Annotated in this window: 12 protein-coding genes; 5 read left to right on the forward strand and 7 right to left on the reverse strand. The window is 70.1% G+C overall.

The window, feature by feature from the left end; all coding sequences use genetic code 11:
• Positions 1-18 precede the first annotated feature (18 nt).
• The 5 genes from OG490_RS11815 to OG490_RS11835 all read right to left on the reverse strand — a co-directional run bounded on the left by OG490_RS11815 (position 19) and on the right by OG490_RS11835 (position 3715).
• Complete coding sequence (locus OG490_RS11815; protein ID WP_330300891.1) at positions 19-1137, reverse strand: DUF475 domain-containing protein; 1119 nt, start codon at positions 1135-1137, stop codon at positions 19-21.
• Positions 1138-1162: 25 nt separating this feature from the next.
• Positions 1163-1738, reverse strand: a complete 576-nt coding sequence (locus OG490_RS11820) for a TerD family protein (RefSeq protein ID WP_330296241.1) — start codon at positions 1736-1738, stop codon at positions 1163-1165.
• Positions 1739-1929: 191 nt separating this feature from the next.
• Positions 1930-2505 carry a TerD family protein gene (locus OG490_RS11825; RefSeq protein ID WP_030026013.1) on the reverse strand — a complete coding sequence of 192 codons (576 nt, stop codon included), beginning with the start codon at positions 2503-2505 and terminating at the stop codon, positions 1930-1932.
• Positions 2506-2664: 159 nt separating this feature from the next.
• On the reverse strand, positions 2665-3123 hold the full coding sequence (locus tag OG490_RS11830) for a peroxiredoxin (RefSeq protein WP_330300892.1): 459 nt from the start codon (positions 3121-3123) through the stop codon (positions 2665-2667).
• A 166-nt stretch (positions 3124-3289) separates the two neighbouring features.
• Complete coding sequence (locus OG490_RS11835; RefSeq protein ID WP_330296242.1) at positions 3290-3715, reverse strand: DUF3052 domain-containing protein; 426 nt, start codon at positions 3713-3715, stop codon at positions 3290-3292.
• 437 nt (positions 3716-4152) lie between these two features.
• On the opposite strand from OG490_RS11835, the gene aceE reads away from it, so the two are divergent.
• Together aceE and OG490_RS11845 are read left to right on the forward strand one after the other, a co-directional pair.
• The gene (gene aceE / locus OG490_RS11840) at positions 4153-6885 is read left to right on the forward strand and encodes a pyruvate dehydrogenase (acetyl-transferring), homodimeric type (protein WP_330296243.1); all 2733 of its coding nucleotides are present in this window, start codon (positions 4153-4155) and stop codon (positions 6883-6885) included.
• 70 nt (positions 6886-6955) lie between these two features.
• Complete coding sequence (locus tag OG490_RS11845) at positions 6956-7822, forward strand: potassium channel family protein (RefSeq protein ID WP_330296244.1); 867 nt, start codon at positions 6956-6958, stop codon at positions 7820-7822.
• Here the strand turns inward: OG490_RS11845 and OG490_RS11850 are convergent.
• Both OG490_RS11850 and OG490_RS11855 read right to left on the reverse strand, forming a co-directional pair.
• A complete protein-coding gene (locus OG490_RS11850; RefSeq protein WP_330296245.1) occupies positions 7803-8246 on the reverse strand; it encodes a peptidase inhibitor family I36 protein in 444 nt (147 codons plus the stop codon). The genes OG490_RS11845 and OG490_RS11850 overlap by 20 nt on opposite strands.
• 332 nt (positions 8247-8578) lie before the next feature.
• Complete coding sequence (locus tag OG490_RS11855; RefSeq protein ID WP_330296246.1) at positions 8579-10195, reverse strand: MFS transporter; 1617 nt, start codon at positions 10193-10195, stop codon at positions 8579-8581.
• Positions 10196-10319: 124 nt separating this feature from the next.
• Between OG490_RS11855 and OG490_RS11860 the strand changes: the two genes are divergently transcribed.
• The 3 genes from OG490_RS11860 (at position 10320) to OG490_RS11870 (ending at position 13317) form a co-directional block, all read left to right on the forward strand.
• Complete coding sequence (locus OG490_RS11860) at positions 10320-10982, forward strand: TetR/AcrR family transcriptional regulator (RefSeq protein ID WP_330296247.1); 663 nt, start codon at positions 10320-10322, stop codon at positions 10980-10982.
• A gap of 281 nt (positions 10983-11263) precedes the next feature.
• Positions 11264-12403, forward strand: a complete 1140-nt coding sequence (locus OG490_RS11865) for an alpha/beta hydrolase (RefSeq protein WP_330300893.1) — start codon at positions 11264-11266, stop codon at positions 12401-12403.
• Positions 12404-12477: 74 nt separating this feature from the next.
• Positions 12478-13317: a DUF4429 domain-containing protein gene (locus OG490_RS11870; protein WP_330296248.1), complete on the forward strand. Its 840-nt coding sequence runs from the start codon at positions 12478-12480 to the stop codon at positions 13315-13317.
• Positions 13318-13400: the final 83 nt, after the last annotated feature.

Genomic DNA, 13400 nt, shown 5'->3' on the forward strand with positions numbered 1-13400 from the left:
TCCGCATTACCGCCGAGGTCATGCCTCGGCGGTGGAACCCTCCAGCTCCATGCGCTTGTTGCGGCGCACCGAGGACCAGAAGGACCATGCGATCAGCACCACGCCGACGAGGCCGGTGATGACCTCGTGGATCTGGTACTGGATGGTGACGAGCAGGATGACGGCGAGCGCGCCGATGGCGTAGTGCGCGCCGTGCTCCAGGTAGACGTAGTCGTCGAGGGTGCCCTGGCGGACCAGGTAGACCGTGAGCGACCGGACGTACATGGCACCGATGCCGAGGCCCAGGGCCATCAGCACGATGTCGTTGGTGATGGCGAAGGCGCCGATGACCCCGTCGAAGGAGAAGGAGGCGTCGAGGACTTCGAGGTAGAGGAACATGAAGAAGGCGGCCTTGCCGGCCATGGCGACGGCCGAGACCGGGGACTTGCCGCTCTTCTTGGCCGCTTCCTCGGCCTCGTGCTCGGCCTCTTCCTCTTCTTCGAGCTTGTTCTCGAAGTAGCCGGAGAGACCGCCGACGATCATGTACGTGATCAGGCCGAGGACCCCGGAGATCAGGACCGTCTGGGCCTTGTCCACGTGGGCGCCGCCGTGCTGGTGGGCCTGGGTGGCGAAGGTCATCGAGGTGACGACCAGAACGATCAGCGCGATGCACGCGGACAGCATGTCGATCTTGCCGAGCTTGGCCAGCGGGCGCTCGAGCCAGGCGAGCCACTGGATGTCGCGGTCCTCGAAGATGAAGTCGAGGAAGATCATCAGCAGGAACATTCCGCCGAAGGCGGCGATGGACGGGTGGGCGTCCGTGACCAGTTGCTGGTAGTGCTCCTTTTCGGTCATCGCCAGCTTGACGGCTTCGATGGGACCGATCTTGGCGCTGATCGCGACGATGGCGACGGGGAAGACCAGTCGCATGCCGAAGACCGCGATGAGTACGCCGACCGTGAGGAAGATCTTCTGCCAGAAGGCATTCATCTTCTTCAGAATTCCGGCGTTGACCACCGCATTGTCGAAGGACAGCGAGATCTCGAGGATGGTGAGGATCGCGACGATCCCGAACCCTGTCCAGCCCCCGTAGAGCACCGCTGCGACCAGTCCGAGCGCAGTGACTGCGAACGACCAGCCGAAGGTTTTCAGAACCACTGGCATCCCATCGTCTTGTACGGCTTTACGAAACGTTGACCCCGAAGTCTAGAGCGATGCCCCGGAGCCCTGACGCGTACCCCTGCCCCACCGCACGGAACTTCCATTCGCCGCCGTACCTGTACACCTCGCCGAAGATCATCGCGGTCTCGCTGGAGGCGTCTTCCGTGAGGTCGTAGCGGGCCAGTTCCTGGCCGTCCGCCTCGTTCACGACGCGGATGAACGCATTGCTGACCTGGCCGAAGCTCTGCCGGCGGGCCTCGGCCTCGTGAATGGAGACCGGGAAGACGATCTTGTCCACGGCGGCCGGCACCTTGGTGAGGTCGACGATGATCGACTCGTCGTCACCTTCACCCTCGCCGGTGAGGTTGTCCCCTGTGTGTTCGACGGAGCCCTCGGGGCTCTTCAGGTTGTTGTAGAAGACGAAGTACTCGTCCCCGAGCACCCGGCCGTTGCCGCACAGCAGCGCGCTGGCGTCGAGGTCGAAGTCGGCGCCCGTGGTCGAGCGCGCGTCCCATCCGAGGCCGATCAGAACCCGGGTGAGGTTCGGTGCGGCCTTGGAGAGGGAGACATTGCCCCCCTTGGCGAGTGTGACGCCCATGTTGTGGTCCTCCCCGGACAACGGTGTGGCAGTGCGGCGGTGTGGCGGTACAGCGGTGTGGCATACGGCGGTGGCGGCGCGGCCGTGTGGCGGTGCGGCCGTGCGTAAAGCCGGTCCGGCGCCGTACACACAGTGCACGGCGCCGGACGGGTGAGCTGCTGGTCTGACGAATCAGCCCTGACGGATCGGGCTCAGACGTTGACGCCGAAGTCCTGCGCGATGCCGCGCAGGCCCGAGGCGTAACCCTGGCCGATGGCGCGGAACTTCCACTCCGCGCCGTTGCGGTAGAGCTCGCCGAAGACCATGGCGGTCTCGGTCGAGGCGTCCTCGGAGAGGTCGTAGCGGGCGAGCTCGGTGTTGTCGGCCTGGTTCACGACGCGGATGTACGCGTTGCGGACCTGGCCGAAGCTCTGCTGGCGGGTCTCGGCCTCGTAGATCGAGACCGGGAAGACGATCTTGGCCACGTCGGCCGGAACGCCGGCGAGGTTGACCTTGATGGCCTCGTCGTCGCCTTCGCCCTCGCCGGTGGTGTTGTCACCGGTGTGCTCGACCGAGCCGTCCGGGCTCTTCAGGTTGTTGAAGAACACGAAGTTCGCGTCGCTGGCGACCTTGCCCTGGTCGTTGGTCAGGATCGCGCTGGCGTCGAGGTCGAAGTCGACACCGGTGGTGGTGCGAGCGTCCCAGCCCAGACCGACGATGACCGCCGTCAGGTTCGGCGCGGCCTTGGTCAGCGAGACGTTGCCGCCCTTGCTGAGGCTGACTCCCACGGGTCCTCCATAAGGTTTTTGTGTGGGGCGGTGCCCCGTCGTGCGGTTCACAGGATCAACGTTTCGATCCTAGTGACGGGTTCCCGCCTGTACGGGCTTATTCGAGGCGAACCTGCCCAACGAGCCTGCCGGACGTTCCCCGCAGGCTCCCAGAGCCCCTCAGAGGCTGTCGAGGGCCTTGATGTACTCATTCAGGTCGCGGGCGTCCGGCAGGCCGTTGACGACGCTCCAGCGCACCACGCCGTCCTTGTCGATGACGAAGGTGCCGCGGACCGCGCAGCCCTTGTCCTCGTCGAAGACCCCGTAGGCGCGGGAGGTCTCCCCGTGCGGCCAGAAGTCCGACAGCAGCGGGTACTCCAGCCCCTCCTGCTCGCCGAAGACGCGCAGGGTCGGCGCGGAGTCGTTGGAGACCGCGAGGAGCTGCACGTCGTCGTTCTGGAACCGCGGGAGCTGGTCGCGGAGCTCGCACAGCTCCCCGGTGCAGACGCCGGTGAAGGCGAACGGGTAGAAGAGCAGCACGACGGCCTTCTCCCCCCTGAAGTCGGAGAGCCGCACGGTGGCACCGTGGTTGTCCTTGAGTTCGAAGTCCGGGGCCTTGCTGCCGACCTCGATCGCCATCTGTCGCATCCCTTCGTTCCTGCATCCCTGCGTTGGGCCGTTCGGGTGATGTCCCGGGGGCCAGCCTATGCCGCGGACCCACCGCGCCGCCGAACGCACACACCCCACCGACCAGGACGAGTCCGGTCGGCGGGGTGCATGTGTCCGCTTGGCTGCGGGGCGCGGTTCAGCGCTTGGACTTGGCCGTCTTCGGCGTCGTCAGGCGGGTGGAGGTCCACTCCTTGCCGACGGGGAGTCCCTTGGCCAGAGAGAGGCCGGCGGTCTCGGCGGCCTCGCTGATGTCGCTGGCCTCGACGAAACCGTCCTTGCCGGTCTTGGGAGTCACCAGCAGGATCAGTGCGCCGTCCTCGACCAGCTCGGTCGCGTCGACCAGGGCGTCCGTCAGGTCGCCGTCGTCCTCCCGGAACCACAGCAGCACCGCGTCGGCGACGTCGTCGTAGTCCTCATCGACGACCTCGTTGACGTGATCCTCTACGGCATCACGGAATTCCTGATCGACATCGTCGTCGTAGCCGATCTCCTGGACCACCTGTTCGGACTGGAAACCCAGCCTGGCGGCCAGGTTCTCCGCGTGGTCCGCGGTCGCGCTCACGGGGTGCCTCCTGCTCATGTTCGGTGAATGTTCTTCGGCAGCGCGCGTACGCGCAGCATTGGGCGTAGTCCACACGGGCGCGGCGGATCGCGCAAGTACCCGGCCGCCGAGACCGTCGAAACGGTGACGATTGCGGCCGTCTCGCCGCAACTTTCAGCCCCTCCGTATGCACCTCTGGTGATTCATCCCACACCATTCCACCTCATTCGGCATCGCCTCGGGACTTTCCTACCTGCTTGAGGGACGAACGGCCTTGCGAAGGCGTTGATCTAGGTGGGCGTAAGGTTGCGGTTTGGCCGGTCTCGTCACCCCGACCCCCGCAATCCCCCCTGACTCCAGGGATTACCGAGTGGTAAAGGTGACGATTTCCGCCGAGCGTAAGACCATGGGAGGCGGCGAACCCCAAGGCACGACTCCCCCGACAGCGAAGGAACAGCGTGGCTTCCGCATCCGATCGCAACCCGATCATCATTGGCGGCCTGCCGAGCCAGGTCCCGGACTTCGATCCGGAAGAGACGCAGGAGTGGCTCGACTCCCTGGACGCCGCCGTCGACGAGCGGGGCCGTGAGCGTGCCCGCTACCTGATGCTGCGGCTGATCGAGCGGGCCCGCGAAAAGCGCGTGGCCGTGCCCGAGATGCGCTCCACGGACTACGTCAACACGATCGCCACCAAGGACGAGCCCTTCTTCCCCGGCAACGAGGAGATCGAGCGCAAGGTCCTCAACGCCACCCGTTGGAACGCGGCCGTCATGGTCTCGCGCGCCCAGCGTCCGGGCATCGGGGTCGGCGGCCACATCGCCACGTTCGCCTCCTCCGCGTCCCTCTACGACGTGGGCTTCAACCACTTCTTCCGGGGCAAGGACGAGGGCGACGGCGGCGACCAGATCTTCTTCCAGGGGCACGCCTCCCCCGGTATCTACGCCCGCGCCTACCTCCTGGACCGGCTCTCCGAGCAGCAGCTCGACGCGTTCCGCCAGGAGAAGTCGAAGGCCCCGTACGGCCTGTCCAGCTACCCGCACCCGCGCCTGATGCCGGACTTCTGGGAGTTCCCGACCGTCTCGATGGGCCTCGGTCCGCTCGGTGCGATCTACCAGGCCCGGATGAACCGGTACATGCAGGCCCGCGGCATCGCGGACACCTCCAAGTCACACGTATGGGCGTATCTCGGCGACGGCGAGATGGACGAGCCGGAGTCGCTCGGCCAGCTGTCCATCGCGGCCCGCGAGAACCTGGACAACCTGACCTTCGTCGTCAACTGCAACCTGCAGCGCCTCGACGGCCCGGTCCGCGGCAACGGCAAGATCATGCAGGAGCTGGAGTCTCAGTTCCGCGGCGCCGGCTGGAACGTCATCAAGCTGATCTGGGACCGCTCCTGGGACCCGCTGCTGGCGCAGGACCGCGACGGCATCCTGGTCAACAAGATGAACACCACCCCGGACGGGCAGTTCCAGACGTACGCGACCGAGTCCGGTTCGTACATCCGTGAGCACTTCTTCGGCGACGACCACCGGCTGCGGGCGATGGTCGAGAACATGTCCGACCAGCAGATCCAGCACCTGGGCCGCGGCGGTCACGACCACAAGAAGGTCTACGCGGCGTACGCGGCGGCCAAGGCCCACAAGGGCCAGCCGACGGTGATCCTGGCGCAGACGGTCAAGGGCTGGACCCTGGGTCCGAACTTCGAGGGCCGCAACGCGACCCACCAGATGAAGAAGCTGACGGCCGACGACCTCAAGCGCTTCCGCGACCGGCTGCACATCCCGATCACGGACGCCCAGCTGGAGGACGGCGCGCCGCCGTACTACCACCCGGGCCGCAACTCCCCCGAGATCCAGTACATGCACGACCGCCGCAGCGCGCTCGGCGGGTACGTGCCCACCCGCGTGGTGCGCGCCAAGCCGCTGCAGCTGCCGGACGAGAAGACGTACGCGGCCGCCAAGAAGGGTTCGGGACAGCAGTCGATCGCCACCACCATGGCCTTCGTCCGCATCCTGAAGGACCTCATGCGGGACAAGGAGATCGGCCGGCGCTTCGTGCTGATCGCGCCCGACGAGTACCGCACCTTCGGCATGGACGCCTTCTTCCCGAGCGCCAAGATCTACAACCCGCTGGGCCAGCAGTACGAGGCGGTCGACCGCGACCTGCTGCTCGCGTACAAGGAGTCCCCGACGGGCCAGATGCTGCACGACGGCATCTCGGAGGCGGGCTGCACGGCCTCGCTGATCGCCGCCGGTTCGGCGTACGCGACGCACGGCGAGCCGCTGATCCCGGTCTACGTCTTCTACTCGATGTTCGGTTTCCAGCGCACGGGTGACCAGTTCTGGCAGATGGCCGACCAGTTGGCGCGCGGATTCGTCCTCGGCGCGACCGCCGGCCGGACCACCCTCACGGGTGAGGGCCTCCAGCACGCCGACGGTCACTCCCAGCTGCTGGCGTCGACCAACCCGGGCTGTGTGGCGTACGACCCGGCGTACGGGTACGAGATCGCGCACATCGTCAAGGACGGTCTGCGCCGGATGTACGGGCCCGACGCCGAGGACGTCTTCTACTACCTGACGGTCTACAACGAGCCGATCCAGCACCCGGCCGAGCCGGCGGACGTGGACGCCGACGGCATCCTCAAGGGCATCCACCGGGTCTCCGCGGGCACCACGGGCGCCGTCGGGGCGCAGATCATGGCCTCGGGCGTGGCCGTGCCGTGGGCGCTGGAGGCGCAGCGGATCCTGGCCGCCGAGTGGAACGTCAAGGCGGACGTCTGGTCGGCGACCTCCTGGAACGAGCTGCGGCGCGAGGCCGTCGCGGTGGAGGAGCACAACCTGCTCCACCCGGAGGAGGAGCAGCGCGTCCCGTACGTGACGCGCAAGCTGTCCGGCGCGGAGGGTCCGTTCGTGGCGGTCTCCGACTGGATGCGGGCGGTCCCGGACCAGATCTCGCGCTGGGTTCCCGGTTCGTACACCTCGCTGGGCGCGGACGGCTTCGGCTTCGCCGACACGCGCGGTGCGGCCCGGCGGTTCTTCCACATCGACGCGCAGTCGGTGGTCCTCTCGGTCCTGACCGAGCTGGCCAAGGCGGGCAAGATCGACCGCTCGGCGCTCAAGCAGGCCATCGACCGGTACCAGCTGCTGGACGTCAGGGCGGCCGACCCGGGCGCGGCGGGCGGCGACGCGTAGCCGTCACTCTTGCGTGGGGGCGCTGGGACATCTGTCCCAGCGCCCCTTACTCGTTCTTTACCATGCCCTCATGAAGGAACCCTCCCGCCAGTCGCGGTGGGAGCGCCGGACGCAGACGCCGCTCCTGTTGCTCGCCCTCGGATTCGCCGTCGCCTACGCCGTGCCCATCGTGGCGCCCGACGCGGATCCCGCCGTGCACCGGGCCTGTACGCACGCCGAGTGGGTGGTGTGGGCGGCCTTCGCCGTGGACTACCTGATGCGGCTGGGCCTGTCGGGGGCGAAGAAGGCCTTCGTCCGGACCCACTGGATGGACCTGGCGGCGGTGCTGCTGCCGATGATCCAGCCGCTCCGGCTGCTGCGGGTGGTCTCCACGCTGATGCTGGTGGGCCGGCGGGCCCGGATGGCCCCGCAGATCCGGCTGACCACGTACGTGGCGGGCGCGGTGGTCGGGCTGCTGATGTTCGGCTCGCTGGCCGTGCTGAGCGTGGAGCGGGACGCCCCCGGCGGCAACATCAAGAACCTGGGGGACGCCCTGTGGTGGTCGGTGACGACGATGACCACGGTCGGGTACGGGGACCACTCCCCCACCACCGGGCTCGGCCGGCTGCTGGCGGTGGGGCTGATGCTGTCCGGGATCGCGCTGCTGGGTGTGGTGACCGCCAACATCGCGGCCTGGTTCATCTCCCGCTTCGAACGCGACGACCTGGTGGAACGGGCCCAGACGGCGGCCATCGCCGAACTGGCGGGCGAGGTCCGGGCGCTGCGTGCGGAGATCGCTGCGCTGAGCGCAACGGGGCCGGGCGGCGCGCCCGCGGCCTCCCCCGACCACGGGGTCGCGGCCCAGGGCGGGCCTCCCCGGGCGGCCGGGACCGCGGCTGCGGCTCCGGCGCCCGGAGAGGCCCGTACGGCCGGGGTCGTCAGTTCTCCCACACCTTGAACGCCCGCACCTGGTAGGGCGATTGGGGCAGCCACACCCCGTCGCCCGGATAGGTCTGGAACTCTCCCGTCTCGGCGCACTCGGCCGACTGGTAGGTGGTCACCGGGCGCCCGGTGCGGTTGGCGATGGACTGGGCGGTGGTCCCGGCGGGCAGCGCGGTGCAGCTGTTGATGTCGAGGGTGCTGAGCTCGTGGGTCTTGCGGGCCCCCTTGAACTCCGGCTTCGCCCACAGGCACAACTGCCCGGTGGCGCAGACCCCCAGCGGCGGCGGCCCGGAGGCGTGGCCGGCCCCCTGACCGGCCCCCTTTCCGGCCCCGGCCGCCGCATGGGCGGAGCCGGCGGTGCCCGGGATCAGCAGGGTGGCGGCGAGTACGGCGGCTGCGGCGACCGTGCCCCCGAAACGATGGGTGTTCCACGTACGCATGACGGGTCAACTCCTGGTGGACGGACGGGCCCCGGACCGGTTCCGGAAGCTCCGTCGACCCCACGCTGACCTGCGGCGACGGGCGAGCGGAAGGGGCCGCGGGCGGGTCCACCCTGATAGGCGACGGCCCCGCCGGAACCGCCCGGCGGGGCTGTCGTACGTACGGAGTTGACGCTCCGGCGGCCCCCGCGATCGGCGGCGCAGGGGCCGCCGGAAGCGCCGGTGGCGCCGCCCGGGCAGCAGCGGGCAGCCCGGGCGGCGCCGGTCGGTGGCCTGCGGGTGGTGGGCCCGCAGGCAGCGGGCCCACCGGCAGTGGGCCCTCGGTGTCGGCCCTAGATGTGCGCCGCCCCGGCCCCCGCGGCGGCGTTCGCCCCGCGTTTGGTGAAGGAGGCCACGATCGCGGCGAGCACCGCGACCACGGCGGCGACGGTGAAGGCGGTGCTCATCCCTGACACGAACGTGTCGTGCGCGACCCCCGTGATGGCCCGCGCGACCTGGTCGGGGGCCCCCGGCGGAACCGGGGCGATGCCGACCTGGACCCCCTTCGCCGCGAGGTCCGTCTGTTCGGGGGTGAGCGGCGGCAGCTTCGCGGCGGCCCAGTTGTCCCCGAAGACGCTGTCGACCTTGCTGGCCATGACCGCGCCGAGCACGGCGGTGCCGAGGCTGCCGCCGACCTGCATCGCGGCCTGCTGGAGTCCGCCGGCCACGCCGGACAGTTCGAGCGGGGCGTTGCCGACGATGACCTCGGTGGCGCCGACCATGACGGGCGCCAGCCCGAAGCCCATCAGGGCGAACCAGAGCGACATGGTCAGGGTGCCGGTCTGCGGGGTCAGCTGCGCCATCCCGAAGCAGGCGGTGGCGGTGGCGACCATGCCCGCGACGAGCGGGATGCGCGGGCCGACCTTGGTGATGGCGATGCCGGCCAGCGGCGAGCCGATGATCATCATGCCGGTGAGCGGCAGCAGGTGCAGGCCGCTGTCGACGGGGCTCATGCCGTGGATGTTCTGGAGGTAGAAGGTCACGAAGAACAGCCCGCCCATGAAGGCGAAGGCCATCAGGACCATCAGCACGGTGCCCGCGGACAGCGGCAGCGAGCGGAACATCCCGAGCGGGATCAGCGGCTCGGCGACCCGGTTCTCCCAAAGGGCGAAGGCCACGAAGCACAGGACGGACAGCCCCAGGAAGAGCAGGGTCTTCAGGTCGCCCCAGCCCCATTCGGAGGCCTTGATCAGGGCCCAGATCAAGGAGAACATCGCGACCGACAGCAGGAGGATGCCGGGGATGTCGAAGGAGCGCGGGGCGTTCTCGGCGCGGTGGTCGACCAGGATGAACAGGCCGAAGGCGAGCGCGACGATGCCGACGGGCACGTTGATGAAGAAGACCGACTGCCAGCTCACGTTCTCCACGAGCAGGCCGCCGACGATGGGACCCGCGGCGGTCGAGGCCCCGATGACCATGCCCCAGATGCCGATGGCCATGTTGAGCTTCTCGGCGGGGAAGGTCGCGCGCAGCAGGCCGAGCGCGGCGGGCATCAGCAGCGCGCCGAAGACGCCCTGCGCGACGCGGAAGCCGATGACGAGCTCGACTCCGCTGGAGAAGCCGATGATCGCCGAGGAGACGGCGAAGCCGGCGATGCCTATGAGGAAGGTCTGGCGGTGGCCGAAGCGGTCGCCGAGCTTGCCCGCGGTGATCAGCGAGACCGCGAGGGCGAGGAGGTAGCCGTTGGTGATCCACTGGACGTCCGCCAGCGAGGCGCCGAGGTCCTTCTGGATCGCGGGGTTGGCGACGGCGACGATCGTGCCGTCGAGGGTGACCATCATGACGCCGATCGCGACGGCGAAGAGGGTCAGCCAGGGGTGTCCGCGCAGTCCGGTACGGGGCTGCGCGGGCCCTGATTCCTTGGCGAGCGCCCGATCGTCCTGGTCGTCGACGGTGATCTGACTAGTCATGCGAACAGGATAGTGACAGCGACTGACACTTCACAGGCGGCTTGGTCGGACAGCCGCTGTCAGGTCCGTCACAGATACCCTGGGCACCCACTCGCTGCGCGTCAGAAAGGACCCGCCCGCCGTGATGACCGATCAGCGGCCCGCGCCGTCAGCGCCGGCGGACGGCCTGCGCGAACGCAAGAAACGCCGCACCCGCGACGCGCTGCTGCGCGCCTCGCTCCTGCTGTTCGTGGCCCAGGGGTACGAGGAGACCACCGTCGACGAGATCACCGACGCCGTGGACGTCTCCCAGCGGACCTTCTTCCGGTACTTCGCCAACAAGGAGGAGGTCGCCTTCGCGGTCCAGGACCTGGTCGAATCCCACTTCGTCGCCGCGCTGCAGGCCCGCCCGCCCGCCGAGGGGCCCCTCGAAGCGATGCGCGCGGCCGTCCTCGACGCCTGGGACACCGTGGACGAGGCGATCTCCGAGGTGGTCCCGGTCGACCTGTACATGCGCAGCTACCGGCTCATCGAGTCCACTCCGGCCCTGCTCGCCGTGCACCTGCGCCGCTCCACCGAACTGGAGGAGCGGATCGCCCTGCTGATCGCCGAGCGCGAGGGGCTGGACGTGGACGCCGATCCGCGGCCGCGGGTGGCCGTCGCCGCGTTCTCGGGCGTGATGCGGGTCACCGGCCGGCTCTGGGGTCAGGGCGAGGACATCAGCGTCGCCACGATCCGGCGGATGACCGAGACCTACCTCGACCAGATCGGCCCGGCGCTGGCCGCCGGCTGGAGCCACCCGGCCTGACCTGCCGGTACCTGCCCGGTCGCGGGCACCCGGAGCCGCGGGCGCGCGTGGCGCACGCTCCGGCGCACGTGGCCCCGTACGCGGCTCCGTACGAGATCGCCCGCTTCGGGCGGCTTCGCACGGTCGGCGGTGACTCCGGTCACCCCGCGCGCCACCGCCCGCAGCGGTCTCCTAGTCTGGGCGCAGTGAACCTGCCCGGCCCCGCCCACCCCCACGCCGTCGACCACGTCGCGCGCCCGGCCGTCCTGCGCACCCTGCTCGCGCTGACGGTGGTCTTCCTGATGCTCGCGACCACCGGCTGGACCGCGGTGCACCGGCCCGAAGAGGGGATCTCCCCGCGCCAGGCCGCGCTCGCCTCCTGGGCCCGGGACCGCTTCGAAGGCCGGGCGCTGCCCGCCGCCGACGCCCCCGCCCCGCTGGTGGCCCACTTCTTCGCCGGGCTCGACGGAGCCCAGCGCGCCAGGCTGGCGCAGGCGTACCCGCTCGTCGTCGGCAACCTCGACGGAGTGCCGTCCGACACCCGCTACGGGGCCAACCGGATCGCCCTGCAGCAGGCGGCCCGGGAGGAGGAGGCCGACGGACACGACGTCACGCTGGCCCCCGCCGACCGCACCAACGCCACCCGGCGCGCCCACCGTTTCGAATCCCTCGCCGAGCCGGACCGGCAGATCCTCACCTTCGACCCCACCGGGGGCGGCCTCGTCGCCGAGGTCTTCGGCGATCTCGACGCGGCCCGCCGGATCTCGGTGATCGTCCCCGGCGTCGACACGGACGCGCTGACCTTCGAGCGCACCCAGCGCCGCCTCACCGCCCCCGCCGGCATGGCCGAGTCCCTGTACGAGGCCGAGCGCGCGGCCGCGCCCGACAGCCGGACGGCGGTCATCGCCTGGGCCGGGTACACCGCGCCCACCGGGGTCGGCATGGACGCGGCGACCGGCCGGATGGCCGCGGACGGCGCCGTGAAGCTGCGCGCGCTGGCCTCCTCACTGCCCGGTAAGGCGAGCGTGGCGCTGTTCTGCCACAGCTACGGCTCGGTGGTCTGCGGGGTCGCCGCGCACGAACTGCCCTCCCGGGTCACGGACATCGCGGTGGCCGGCAGCCCCGGGATGCGGGCGGAGAGCGTGCAGGACCTCGGGACCTCGGCGCGGGTCTGGGCGATGCGGGACTCCGGCGACTGGATCGCGGACGTACCGCACCTGGAGGTCGGGGGCCTGGGCCACGGCGCGGATCCGGTCTCCCCTGACTTCGGCGCGCGGGTGCTGTCGGCGGCCGGAGCCAAGAGCCACACCGGCTACTTCGAGCCAGGCACCGCTTCTTTGGACAACTTCGCCAAAATCGGAACCGGCACGTTCGGTTCCATGGTGTGCGCCACCGGCGGAGACGCCTGTCGACGCGGAATTTCCGGCACGAACGGCTCCTGACACGCGTAGACGCCCCGAAAAGGGGCTTCACAGCGGGGGGACGCGCGGGGGTCGGTCCCTTTACGATGTGCCGCATGGGTGACGTACTGGCCGGAAACCATGCCGTCTGGGAGTTCGACCGCACCACGGACTCGATACTCATCCGCTTCGCACGGGGGATGCGAACTCCCAGGCTCTGGCATGCCCTCGGGGAACGCCGGATCCCCCTCGAAGCGTTGTCGGGGATGAGTCTGAGCGTGGGACGGCGGGACACCGTCGTGCTGCGCGCCTCGGCGCGGGCGGGCGCGGACCCGCTGATGGAAGCCGCGGCGGGACAGCTGAGAGAGGTCTGCGATCCGTACCGCCTGGTGCTGCCCGGCGCCGGCGCCGACCGGGCGGCGGCCTTCGCCGCGGAGCTGCGCGAGCGGCTGGGACCGCCCGAACCGGCCGACCGCTTCCTGGTCCCCGTCCAGCACCCCCCGGCCGCTCTGAAGGCCTACGACGCCCGGCTCGCCTTCGACGGCGCCGCCGTCACCTTCCACTGGTCCCGCACCGGGGCCACCAGCACCAAATGGAAGGCGGGCGACCAGCGGTATCCGCTGACCGCCCTGACCGGCGTCGAGTGGCACTCCCCGGAGCGGGCGGGGGGCCACCTGCGCCTGCTCGCCCGCAGCCTTCCGGGCGACCCCCGGCCCGACCACGACCTGTCCTCGGCCGTCTTCGGCGTGGGCTACGGGGCCGTGCACGAATCCCTGCCGTTCGCGGCGGCGGTCCTCGCCGCCCTGCGCGGCCGCTCACCGGTCGCCTCGGTCGCCTCGCTCCCCCGGGCCCGCTCCGGCGACCGGCTCCAGCACCTGGGCGAACTGCACAGCGCGGGCCTCCTGACGGACGCGGAGTACGCCGCCCTCCGCGACCGCTTCACAGCGGGCGCCTGAGCGGAGCAGGGCCGGGGCGGGGCGGGTCCGGCTCCGCCCTGGCCTCGCCCCCGCCTCGCCCCGGCCTCGCCCCGGCCTCGCCC

Origin of the sequence: Streptomyces sp. NBC_00503 (assembly GCF_036346895.1) — a bacterium.
Taxonomy (GTDB): domain Bacteria; phylum Actinomycetota; class Actinomycetes; order Streptomycetales; family Streptomycetaceae; genus Streptomyces.